The 12,790-nt window shown below is 41.5% G+C and carries 5 protein-coding genes; all 5 read left to right on the top strand.

All coding sequences use genetic code 11. The features are described from left to right. Positions 1-297: 297 nt before the first annotated feature. The 5 genes from ACEYW6_RS17455 to ACEYW6_RS17475 all read left to right on the top strand — a co-directional run bounded on the left by ACEYW6_RS17455 (position 298) and on the right by ACEYW6_RS17475 (position 12,762). Positions 298-2,448, top strand: coding sequence for a patatin-like phospholipase family protein (locus tag ACEYW6_RS17455; RefSeq protein WP_412980702.1), 2,151 nt, complete (start codon positions 298-300; stop codon positions 2,446-2,448). A 56-nt stretch (positions 2,449-2,504) separates the two neighbouring features. Beyond that, the gene (locus tag ACEYW6_RS17460) at positions 2,505-3,596 is read left to right on the top strand and encodes an isocitrate/isopropylmalate dehydrogenase family protein (RefSeq protein ID WP_412980703.1); all 1,092 of its coding nucleotides are present in this window, start codon (positions 2,505-2,507) and stop codon (positions 3,594-3,596) included. Beyond that, complete coding sequence (locus tag ACEYW6_RS17465; RefSeq protein ID WP_412980704.1) at positions 3,580-5,289, top strand: aconitase/3-isopropylmalate dehydratase large subunit family protein; 1,710 nt, start codon at positions 3,580-3,582, stop codon at positions 5,287-5,289. The genes ACEYW6_RS17460 and ACEYW6_RS17465 overlap by 17 nt, the downstream gene beginning before the upstream one ends. Positions 5,290-5,474: 185 nt before the next feature. After that, the gene (locus tag ACEYW6_RS17470) at positions 5,475-5,867 is read left to right on the top strand and encodes a hypothetical protein (protein WP_412980705.1); all 393 of its coding nucleotides are present in this window, start codon (positions 5,475-5,477) and stop codon (positions 5,865-5,867) included. 325 nt (positions 5,868-6,192) lie between these two features. Further along, the gene (locus ACEYW6_RS17475) at positions 6,193-12,762 is read left to right on the top strand and encodes an amino acid adenylation domain-containing protein (protein WP_412980706.1); all 6,570 of its coding nucleotides are present in this window, start codon (positions 6,193-6,195) and stop codon (positions 12,760-12,762) included. Positions 12,763-12,790: the final 28 nt, after the last annotated feature.

Below are 12,790 nucleotides of genomic sequence, written 5' to 3' on the forward strand. Positions count from 1 at the left end.
GTATTAACTGTCTTAACTATCGACTTAATTATTTGCTTAACTGTCTTAACTGTCCACTCGGATTGTTTTATCTGCTATTGCATTTTATTGATAAAGCTGACATTATTTGAAAGTATAGTTAAGCAATATTGGTTTTAAAAAGCTAGCTTACTTAATGAAGATAATGAAAAAAAATAATTTTTGACTTTAATAAATACATTCTAATTTACTATATTTATCTATCGCATTCATTAGATAGCTAGCTATTTACGCCTTGGCGAGTATTATAAATTATCTTATTTTGGAGATTAAAATCTCGTGAAAAACCAGGTATATAGCCAATCAGTCCTGACATTTGATGGTCAAGATGATTACATAGATTTTGGCAAAAACGATTTAGGTGGTGTTTTTGCTCAAGGAAGTTCAGCCTTTACGATTTCAGGATGGGTGAATCCTCATCAGCTAACAGATAAAGCCACTACATACGGGACGCGCAATGTTTTTTTTGCCCGTTCTTCAGATCGATATAGTGATAATTTTGAGTTTGGCATCAGTGAATCAGGAAACCTAGATATATACATTGATGAGAACGTTGCAAAGGTTATCAAAACTTTTGGTAATGGAGAATTAACTATCGGACAATGGCACTTCTTTGCCATTGTTTTTAATAAAGGTCAACTGACCATATATCTTGATGATCATGAGTATTTTGGCTATTTTACAGGTGACTCTTTAAACAAAGCAACTAGTTCTCTGACTCTGGGTGCAACTTTACACAACAACATATATTTCACAGGTCAATTAGCTAACCTTAGCGTCTGGAATTACCCTTGCCCCCCAGTGGAAATCCAAGGGCATCGCTATCAGCCTCTAGTCGGAAATGAACAAGGATTAGTAGCTTACTGGACATTAAACGAAGGACAAGGGGCAACTATAAAAGACCAGACTGAAAATGGTCATGATGGAAAATTGCGTGGCAATCCCAGTTGGGATTTAGCACAACTTCCATTTGGAATTACACAATCATCCAACGAAGAACAGACAGCCAGTAGTTCTGAGGAAGAAAAACCTGCGGAAACTGTGGTGCTAGAGGAAGAAAGCCAGTTGATTGCAGAGGTTGTCTCCGTTGAAGTAACTGCGATCGCCCAAGCCGACTTGCAGCAAAAGTCCGTTGAGGTTCCCCCAATTGTAGAAACTGGCATTCCAGCCCAGACAACGACTGTAAATTCCAAAGAAAAAAAAGGGACAAAGAAGCAAAGCGAGAAATCTGCCAATATTCAAACTCCCCAGCCAAAGGGGGAGAAAGCCGAAACAGCTAAGGAAAGTGAAGTTCCAGCCGATATCCAACAGCAGGAACAACCGCAAACATCAACTCAGGAGCGATCGCAAAAAACTATGAATACAAAAGCCAATCCCAAATATAAAATCCTTGCTATTGATGGTGGCGGTATTCGGGGCATTATCCCAGCACTGATATTAGCAGAAATTGAAAAGCGGACACAAAAGCCGATTTTTAGTTTGTTCGATTTAATTTCTGGCACTTCCAGCGGAGGAATTCTGGCACTCGGATTAACTAAACCCCGATTAGATTTATTAGATTTAGAAGCAACTGATACTTCGCCCACCGCTCAATATAGTGCTGAGGATCTGCTGCAAATATATCTTGAGTATGGGGCTGAGATATTTTACGAACCATTCTGGGAACAAGTACTCGGTCAGTTAGAGGATATATTCGTCCAACCAAAATATTCTTCTGAAGGCAGAGAAGAAATTATCAGGCAATATTTTGGTGATACTCCTCTAGAAAATAATCTCAAAGAAGTTTTCGTAACTAGCTACGATATCGAGCAGCGAATCCCGATATTCTTTACTAACAAACTAGAAAAACAACAGACAGAATCGAAAAAGTTTCGCAAGTTATGCGGAGGTTTTACGCTTACAGATGCGGCATTGGCAACTAGTGCAACTCCGACTTATTTTGCTCCCCATCGCGTTGCCAGTTCTCATAATACCAACGGCTTTTATACTTTAGTCGATGGCGGAGTAGTCGCTAATAACCCAGCTAATTTGGCTATTTTAGAAGCACAAATTAGCAAACAAGAAAACAAACAAGTCCTGAATACAGAGGATATCTTATTAGTATCCTTGGGTACTGGTTCATTGACGAGTGTCTACCCTTATGACGAAGTTAAAAAATGGGGACTATTGCAATGGGCAAAACCACTGTTAAATATTGTGCTTGACGGTGGGAGCGAAGTAGTAGCTGGAGAATTAGAACGGTTGTTTGAGGCTAAGAATAAAGGCAATAAAAACTCTTATTATCGATTCCAAACATTTTTAAAAAGTGAACTCGAAGCGATAGATAATGCCAAGCCAGAAAATGTGCGGCAGTTACAACTTTTAGGTAACACACTGATTCAAGAAAAAAGTCAAGAAATCGATGAGTTGTGTAGTATTTTAACAACCTAAATCTGAGGTTTTAGGAATAAGTATGTAAAACAACCAGGTATTGGAGTTATAGCTAAATGGGGTTTTTAAGTAAACCATCTTATCGGATCGTCGCTATTCCTGGGGAAGGGATTGGGCCAGAAGTTGTGGAAGCTTCCTTAAAAATTCTGCAACACGTCGCTAAAATTGAAGGATTTACCTTGCAGGTAGACTATGGCTGGCTTGGTACAACTGCCTTTGAGGAATTTGGTAGTTACTTCCCTCAAGCCACCGCCGAATTGTGCGATGGAGCCGATGGGATTGTATTTGGTGCAGTTACTAAAGGTGGACTGCTAGAACTCCGAAAGCATTTTGACTTTTTTTGCAATCTTCGCCCAATCCGTAGCGTTAAAAGTCTTCTGCATAAATCTAGCCTTCGACCAGAGAAAATTCAAGAACTTGATATTCTCATTGTTCGAGAACTGGTCAGTGGAATCTATTTTGGCCCGTCTGGACGCTCCTCAGACGAACAAGGAAATTATGGATACCATACAATGCGCTATTACGATGAAGAAATTCGTCGGATTGCTCGCAAGGCTTTAGAACAGTCGCAATGTCGGCGAGGATTACTCACCGTAGCCCACAAAGAAAACGCCTTACCTCATTTGCCTTGGACTCGTCTAGTTCAAGAAGAAGCTACACAGTTTCCCGGCGTTGTTGTCGAACCTATGCTGGTAGATAACTTAGCCATGCAAATGGTTCTGAATCCCCAACAGTTTGATGTAATTTTGGCGGCGAATCTGTTTGGAGATATTCTCAGCGATATTGGCGGTGCATTAGTTGGCTCCATTGGCTTATTAGGATCGGCGAGTCTTAACGGTAATGGATTTGGTTTGTACGAGGCCATTCATGGTACAGCCCCAGACATTGCAGGTTTAGGAATTGCTAATCCCCTCGGAACCTTGGAAGCCTGTATTTTAATGCTTCAGCAATGGGGGGAAGTGCAGGCTGCTCAACGGATTATTGCAGCGCAAGACCGAATTTTAGCTAAGGGATACCGAACAGCTGATTTGTTTACCCAAGGGGAGGAAATTTTAGTTAACACTGCAACCTTAGTTGGCCTTTTGCTTGAAGAACTTTCAGTGGTGCAACATTCTCAATTAGGAGTACTTCATGAGTCACACAAATAATGTTTTGCACCTTGGAGATGATATCAATACCGATGATATTATTCCTGCTAATCGGGCGACCAATGATCACCCCGATCGCTTAAAAAACTATGCTTTAGAACATGTTATTGGCGAAGGTGAACTGCTGAAATACGATGTGATTGAAGCAGGAGAAAATTTCGGGTGTGGTTCCAGTCGAGAAGTTGCCCCCATTGCCCTGCAAGCTGCGGGAATTAAAAAGATTCGGGCGCGATCGTTCGCCGAAATTTTTTATCGTAATAGCATCAATATTGGACTTTCCCTAGAAATTCTAGGGGAAAAACAGGAGAATCCTGTAGTTGATGCGATCGCAGCAGCAGGTGGGTTAATGTCTTTTAATCAGCTGCGTCGTCAGGGACAGATCACCATTCCTCGTAGCCTGACACCGCTACGCCCCATGACTTTAGTAGAAAAACTCTTAGCTAAAGCCTCTGGAAACTCCTACGTTCAGCCAGGAGAGGTGGTTTTTGCTCAAGTCGATTTAGCCTTATCCCATGATGCTGTTGCTGGCCCCGTAGCCAAGACATTTTATAAGCATTATGGAGAAGAGGCAAAGTTATGGGACTCCCAACGGGTGGTTTTGGTAGCCGATCACTTTATCCAAGTCAACGACATCCGTGCTGATGACAAAGCTCATATCATGTATGAACAGATGATTGAGTTTGCCAAAGTCCAAGGATGCCACCTGTTTGATGTGGTTTCCCCAGGCGAAGCAGCAGGCATCTGTCATGTTTTACTCCCAGAAAAAGGGTTTGTCCGGCCAGGAATGGTAATTGCCGGTACAGATTCCCATACCTGCACATACGGGGCATTAGGAGCCTTTTCCACGGGTGTAGGAACCACCGATATGGCTAATATTTATGCCACAGGAGATATGTGGATTCGTGTTCCTCCAACTCTAGTATTTGAGTTGTCTGGAACCTTGCCTGCTAAAATCAGTGCCAAAGATATTATCTTATTTATCCTGGGAAAAATCGGCTGTGCTGGTGCAACCAGTAAGGTAATGGAGTTTAGAGGCTCAATCCTCGCACAACTGCCATTTGATGAACGGTTAACTCTAGCCAATATGGCTGTGGAGTGTGGTGCAATATGTGGTTTGATTGTTCCTGACGAAGTAACCCGTGATTATCTAAAAAACCGAGTTTCAGAAGAATTTGTAGAGGTTATTGGCGATGCTGATGCTGAGTACGAAAAGGTTTATCAATTTGACCTCAGTGATTTAGAACCGCAAGTTGCACGTCCCCCAAAACCGGATCAAGTAGTTGCCATTAGTCAGTTAGAAGACATTCCGATTACCAAAGCTTTTATTGGCTCTTGTACTGGGGGTAAACTCTACGATCTAGCTCAAGCAGCCGAAGTTTTGAACGGTCGCCAACTGGCAGACGGTGTAAACTTGTTTATTGTACCGGCAACCGTTGAAATCCGAGAACAAGCTCAAGAGTTGGGCTATCTCGACATTTTTGAACAAGCAGGGGCGCAGATTCTCAAGACAGGTTGTGGGGCTTGTATAAATTCTGGGCTTGGGGTTTTGGCAAAAGAAGAAACAGGAATTTATGCAACCAATCGCAATTTTAAAGGACGCAGTGGCGATCCAACGGGCAAAAATTATTTAGCCTCACCAAGAACAGTGGCTATCTCTGCTGTAAATGGAAAAATTAGCGATCGCTTTGATTAAAGACTGAACTATCAGATCAGGGTCAATAGAGATAAAACTCAAAAAATATTAACCCAATCTAAGCGCGAATGACTCTTATTGAGCTTAGTCTAGGTTTTGAGATAGGTTTCTTTATTTACAAAGACTCCATTCTCGTACCCTTATTAATGTCTTAACCAAGAAAAAAAGGATTTTAGGTAATTACAATGGACGAAATCGTTAAAAAACTTGCTGGTCTGGGTCTTCCTGGCATAATTCTCGTGATTTTAACAGTCACATCAGCAGGTAGTAATGCTGCTATTGTTGCTGCCCTCACAGCCTTGGGAGGCCCCTTTGGTATTGTTGGAGGTATAGGATTGCTTGGTCTGATAACGGTTGTAGGGGATACTGTAGCGGGATATGGAATTGAAGCTGTTCTCAAGGCTATCTATACAGAACGTAGTAAAACTGAATCCGTGAGATTCCTCCTCAAAGAAATTAAAGATTTACCCATTTCAGAGGAGCTAAAACTCAAACTGAAAAATGAACTGAGTCCAGAAATCAATATTGATGTGGAAGAAGTTCAGCCGCCAAAAACAATTGAAATTGTCGAGGAATAATTTCACTATTAGATTCTTTGAAATTCCAGACACAATGGGATTAAATTAAGTGCGATCGCGCTTAATTCATCTCAACGAAAAAAATGGCCTCTGAGTCCGATTGCACCGGAGTAAACCCTCAAAGGCCATCATTCAAATTCATACATATAATGCCCCATCCCTGTAAGGATCTCTAAAATTCGGCAACAGATTCAAACCTATAAATTTAGATAAAATCTGACTTTTGTAATTACATCTAATTACAAAATAGTTGAAAAGTTTGTCAAAAGAAGAATTTGATTCACTTCTGAAAATTCTAAATCAGCATTCAGCAAATACTTAGCTTATGTTTAAACAATGTATTCATCAGTTATTTGAAGCCCAGGTTGCGCGAACTCCGCAGGCTGTAGCTGTGGAATCTGGACAGAACCAACTGACATACCAGGAATTAAATATTAAAGCTAACCAACTCGCTCATCATTTGCAAAAATTAGGGGTGGGAGCCGAGGTACTGGTCGGAATCTGCGTCGATCGCTCCCTAGAAATGATTGTAGCTTTGTTGGGAATTCTCAAAGCTGGAGGCGCATACGTACCGCTAGATCCCGCTTATCCAGCCGAACGATTGACCTACATGGTGCAAGATGCTCAAATCTCTGTTTTGGTAACACAAGAAAAATGGTCTAGTTTAATATCTGATTATTCAGGCCAAGTAATTTGTTTAGATACTCAACAGGATGAGATTGCTAACGAGAGCGAGTGCAATCTTTTTAACACAGTAAAACCAAATAATCTGGCTTATGTCATCTACACATCGGGATCAACCGGAAAACCCAAAGGGGTAATGATTGAACATCAATCATTGGTGAATTTTACCCAGATGGCGTTGGCTTTGCCCGCCGCAGGCATCGCTCAATACAAAATCTCCGCGAGCGATCGTATTCTTCAGTTCACCTCAATGAGTTTTGATGTATCCGCAGAAGAAATTTATCCGTGTCTTAGTTGTGGTGCAACTGTAGTGCTACGAACTGAAGAAATGGCAAGTTCTCTAGCCTCATTTGTACAGCAATCTCAAGATTGGCAAATAACTGTATGGGATTTACCCACAGCTTACTGGCATTTAATAGTAAATGAATTAGTCACTGGTCAAATAAAATTACCCCAATCATTACGCTTGGTGATTATTGGCGGGGAACGGGCGCTTCCAGAACAAGTTAGGATGTGGCTCAAGTTTGTAGGGAATTTCCCTGAGTTGATTAATTCCTACGGCCCCACTGAAATTACTGTTGCAGCTACAATTTGTACTTTATCAAATTTGAGTGCCACCGAACTAGAGGGGACAGAAATACCCATTGGCAAACCAATTGGGGATAACATTCAAGTCTATGTTTTGGATCAAAACCTTCAAATAGTCCCCACTGGAACAATAGGAGAAATATACATCGGGGGTGCTGGACTAGCACGAGGCTATTTGAACCGCCCAGAATTGACCGCAGAAAAATTTATTCAAAATCCTTTTAACAATTCCAAATTATATAAAACTGGAGATTTAGGACGCTATCTACCAGATGGCAACCTAGAATTTAAAGGACGGATTGACAATCAGGTAAAAATTAATGGCTTTCGCATTGAGTTAGAAGAAATTGAATCCGTTCTCAATCAACATCCCCAAATATCTCAAACCGCAGTCATTGTTCGTGAAGACACCCCTGGAAACAAACGTCTGGTAGCTTATGTTGTCCCCTACCAAAAGATGGAGATTAACTGCACAAATCTGCAAAGCTTCTTGAAAAACAAGCTACCTAGCTACATGGTGCCAACAATCTTTGTTGACCTAGACACTTTACCTCTCAACCCCAATGGGAAAATTGATCGTCAAGCACTTCCCGCCCCCAAACTTCAAGAAAACTTTGTCGCCCCTCGTAATGCCCAGGAAGAAACTCTTGCAAAAATCTGGTGTCAAGTTTTCGGCTTAGAACAGATTGGAGTCGATGACAATTTTTTCCAGTTAGGTGGTCATTCCCTAATCGCCACTCAAATTCTGTCTCGGATACGGGATGTTTTTCAAGTTGAGGTATCCTTTGGGCAACTCTTAGAAAACCCAACAATCAACCATTTAGTTCAGGTTATTGTCCAGCAACAGCAATTAAAACAGTCATCCCCCTTAGCTAAAATTCAGCCAATTTCACGCGAGGGTTACTTACCTGTTTCCTTTGCCCAAGAGCGGGTATATTTCATTGAGCAATTAGCTCCCTCCATGAGCGCTTACCAATTTCAAGAGAGTTTGCGTTTCAAAGGATATTTGAATATATCTATCCTTGAACAAAGTCTGAGCGAAATTTTGCGCCGTCATGAAATCTTCCGCACCACGTTTCCCGCGGTAGAAGGAAAGCTGGTACAATTAATCCACCCTCCTCAAGCAGTTGTTTTAACAGTTATCGACCTGCAAAACTTTCCTAAAGCCGAGCAGGAAGCTGAGGTGGAAAGATTAACTGACGAAGCGATTCAAAAGCCTTTTGATATTAGTCAATTACCCTTAATTCGTTGGAAATTATTAAAGTTAAGTGACCAAGAATATGTGTTGGTTCATGTTGAACATCACATGGTGCATGATGGTTGGTCATTCAATTTATTTTTGCGAGAATTATTAACACTATATCAAGCATTCTCTGAAGGTAAACCGTCACCTTTAGCTGAACCCTCACTACAGTTTGCAGATTTTGCCCATTGGCAGCGAGAGTGGGTATTAACAGAGCCAGCACAAGCCCAATTGGACTATTGGAAACAAAAATTATCTGGCATTCCGCCCTTATTAGAATTACCTGGCGCTCCGCGGCCAGCAGAACAAAGTTATCAAGGCGGAATGCTGCGGATGGAGCTTCCCCTAGATGTCTGTGAAGCCCTGAGAAACATGGGTCGCCAAGAAGGCGTAACCTTATTTATGAGTATGTTTGCGGTTTTCGTAACCATGCTCTACCGCTACACAGGACAAGAAGACCTTTGTGTGGGTTCTGGGGTAGCTAATCGTCGTTGGCGGGAGACAGAAGGGTTAATTGGCATGATTGTCAACAACATCGTCCTACGCACAGATGTTTCTGGTAATCCCACCTTTCGAGAACTTCTGGCTCAAGTACGTCAAGTAACCCTAGAGGGTTATAGCAACGAAGATTTACCTTTTGACAAGGTAGTAGAAGCTCTTAAACCAGAGAGGAATCTGAGCTATAATCCGCTATTCCAGGTGATGTTCAGCTTTCATGATGCTCTTTTACCTGATTTGAATCTACCTGGATTGACCATTAAACAGCATGAGGCACTCAACAATAAATCAGCCAAATTCGATCTTGATGTTGTGGTTATGCCACGTTCTGAACAACGGGTAGGGCGCAATTCCAAAGACGAAGCCAAAGGAATAGAAACAGAAGGTATAACTCTTGTTTGGGAATATAACAGTGACCTATTTGATGCCGCCACCATTGAGCGCATGATGGGTCAATATCAAACATTGGTAGAAGGGATTGTGGCTAACCCCGATCGACGAATTTCCCAATACCCTCTACTAACGCCACAACAGCAGCACCAGTTATTAGTTGATTGGAACCAGACTAAAGCAGCTTATCCCGAAGGGAAATGTATTCATCAATTATTTGAAGAACAGGTAAATAAGACCCCTGATGCAGTAGCAGTGCAATTTGAGGGGCAAAAACTCACCTATCGGCAATTGAATGAACAAGCTAACCAACTCGCTCACTATCTGAAAAGCTTGGGGGTAAAACCTGATTGCTTAGTTGCAATCTGCATTGAGCGTTCCTTAGAGATGATAGTGGGACTGTTAGGAATTCTCAAAGCTGGGGGTGCTTATGTTCCCTTAGATCCCGCGTATCCAGCCGAACGATTGAGGGATATAGTCAATGATGCTCACGTGCAAATTCTAGTGACGATGCAGCAATGGGCAACCGTGGAAGCTGAACATTGCCTACAAATGGTTTGTTTAGATACTCAAAAGGCTTTGATTTCAGGCCAGAGTCGAGAAAATCCTGAGTCTAAGGTAGTAGCGAGTAACTTAGCCTATGTTATCTATACATCAGGTTCCACAGGAAAGCCCAAAGGCGTACTGATTGAACATCATTCTTTAGTTAATTTTACGCAAACTGCGATCGCTGAATATAAACTGACAGAGTGCGATGCCTACGGCGGGCAAAGCCAACGCATTCTTCAATTTGCCTCAATTAGTTTTGATGCTGCCGCCGAAGAAATTTATCCCTGTTTAAGTAGCGGTGGGACACTGCTGCTGCGTAACGAGGAAATGTTGCAGTCTGTGTCAGCATTTATACAGCAGTCAAAACAGTGGGAATTGACTGTATGGGATTTACCAACAGCTTACTGGCATTTGTTAGTAAGTGAATTAGCCAGTGAAAATTTATCATTACCTGATTCATTACGACTGGTTATTATCGGCGGAGAGCGAGTGCTACCCGAAAAAGTTGCAATGTGGCATCAATTGGTGGGCAATAATCCTCAGTTGGTTAATAGTTATGGGCCAACTGAAACCACTGTGGTGGCAACCTTATCTGATTTGTCAGAAAACGCTCTCAATCGTCAGGAAGTATCTATTGGAAAACCTATTAGTAATGTTCAAGTATATGTGTTAGATAAATATTTGCAACCCGTTCCTATTGGAGTACCAGGGGAACTCCATATTGGCGGTGCAGGTGTAGCACGGGGTTACTTGAACCGTCCAGAATTGACCGCAGAAAAATTTATTTCTAATCCTTTTGAGAAAGCAGAAGAGAATAAGTTATACAAAACTGGGGATTTAGTGCGTTATCAACCCGATGGCAATCTAGAATATCTGGGACGGATTGATTCTCAGGTGAAGATTCGCGGTTTTCGGATTGAACTTAGTGAGATTGAAACCATCTTAGATCAACATCACCAGGTGACTCAAGCTGTTGTGATTGCCCGTGAAGATATCCCTGGTAATAAGCGTCTCGTAGCTTATGTGGTTGGAAATGAAGGACAAGTTAAAATTGATGAAATTCGCCAATTCCTCAAACAGAAGTTACCCCCGTATATGGTTCCTTCTGCCTTCGTTACATTGGATCAGCTACCGATTACCCCTAATGGGAAATTAGACTATCGTGCTTTGCCTGCCCCAGATACTTCAGACAGAAATTTAGACTTAGGGGTTGTTGTTCCTCGGACTCCGATAGAGGAAAGATTAGCGGCAATTTGGGCTGAAGTGTTGAGGCAACCAAATATCAGCATTTACGATAATTTCTTTGAATTAGGCGGCGATTCAATCATCAGTATTCAGATGATTTCTAAAGCAAATCTTGCCGGGTTACAGCTAACTCCAAAACAACTGTTTCAATATCAAACCATTGCTGAGTTAGCTACCGTTGTCGGCACAACCAGTCAAATTAAAGCCAATCAGGGGTTAGTAACGGGTTCAGTACCGCTAACGCCGATCCAACATTGGTTTTTCGAGCAAAATTTACCCGATGTTCACTACTTTAACCAGTCAGCCTTGCTAGAAATTCCATCAGATACACAACCGGAGTTATTAAAGCAAGTCTTGCAACAATTATTATTGCATCACGATGTACTGCGATCGCGCTTTGTCTTAGAAACGAATCCCCCGCAACAGATTAATGATGCGCCCCAAGAAACAGTGCCTTTCACCATTGTGGATTTGTCGGCACTTTCTCCAGAAGCACAACAAACTGCAATTAAAGCAAAAGATGCTGAACTTCAAGCTAGCCTAAATCTGTCATCAGGCGAAATTGTACGAGTTGCGTTGTTTCATCTGGGGATGAATCAACCAAGTCAGTTACTATTTGTTATCCATCACCTAGTGGTAGATGGGATCTCATGGCGAATTTTGCTTGAAGATTTGGCAACAGCTTATCAGCAAGTTAGCCGTGGCGAAGCAATCAAATTGTCCCCTAAAACTAGTTCTTTCCAAGAGTGGGCCAATCGACTCCAAGAATACAGTAAATCAGAACCTATTGCCAGAGAACTTGATTACTGGTTATCTAGCTTTGAAAGCAATATTGCTCCTTTACCGATAGATTATCACTTCGACTTCTCTGCGAGACGCTACGCGAACGCTCAGTACAAGCCATTCGAAAAAGAAAGCAATAAGTTATCCTCAAATGATTCTTTTACCCTCTTTTTAAATGAGGATGAAACCCGCGCCTTGCTCCAAGATGTTCCTGCTGCCTACAATACACAAATTAACGATATTTTGTTGACTGCTTTAGTACAAAGCTTTAGCCAATGGACAGGAAAAAAATCGTTAGTTGTTGATTTAGAAGGACATGGACGGGAAGACTTATTTGAAGATGTAGACTTGTCCCGTACCGTAGGCTGGTTTACAACCTTATTTCCTATCCAATTAGAACTGAGTTCTGTTGATCAGTTAGGAGATTTAAAATTAGTTAAAGAAAAACTGCGTCGCCTTCCTAAACACGGTATTGGTTATGGTATATTGCGATATTTAAATCAAGATGCGGCAGTTCACAATAAATTCCAGAATTTGCCTCAAGCAGAAGTCAGTTTTAATTATTTAGGTCAATTTGACCAAGTACTATCTGCATCTGCAATGTTTGGATCTGTCAAAGAGTGGAAATCAGAGCAGAGTAAGCGAGGATATCGTAGCCATCTCTTGGCAGTAAGCGGATTGATTCATTCAGGAAAGCTAGAAATCGACTTTGCTTATAGTGACAAACTTCACAAATGTTCGACTATTGAAAAGTTAGCTTTTGGATTTATGAAAGCATTAAGAAACCTGATTGCTCGTTGTCAATCAACAGAGTCACAAGGATATACCCCTTCTGATTTCTCTGCTGCCAAACTTAATCAAAAACAACTTGATAAATTTATAGCTAAAATCAACAAAAAGAAAACTAACCATTAAGTGAATTACTAGTTGAATATCGCAATTT

Origin of the sequence: Nostoc sp. UIC 10607, from assembly GCF_047228265.1 — a bacterium.
In the GTDB taxonomy this organism is placed as follows: Bacteria; Cyanobacteriota; Cyanobacteriia; order Cyanobacteriales; family Nostocaceae; genus Nostoc; species Nostoc foliaceum_A.

Coding starts and splice junctions, on each gene's coding strand:
- ACEYW6_RS17475 (WP_412980706.1), top strand. CDS start 6,193: ATGTTTAAACAATGTATTCATCAGTTATTTGAAGCCCAGGTTGCGCGA.
- ACEYW6_RS17470 (WP_412980705.1), top strand. CDS start 5,475: ATGGACGAAATCGTTAAAAAACTTGCTGGTCTGGGTCTTCCTGGCATA.
- ACEYW6_RS17465 (WP_412980704.1), top strand. CDS start 3,580: ATGAGTCACACAAATAATGTTTTGCACCTTGGAGATGATATCAATACC.
- ACEYW6_RS17460 (WP_412980703.1), top strand. CDS start 2,505: ATGGGGTTTTTAAGTAAACCATCTTATCGGATCGTCGCTATTCCTGGG.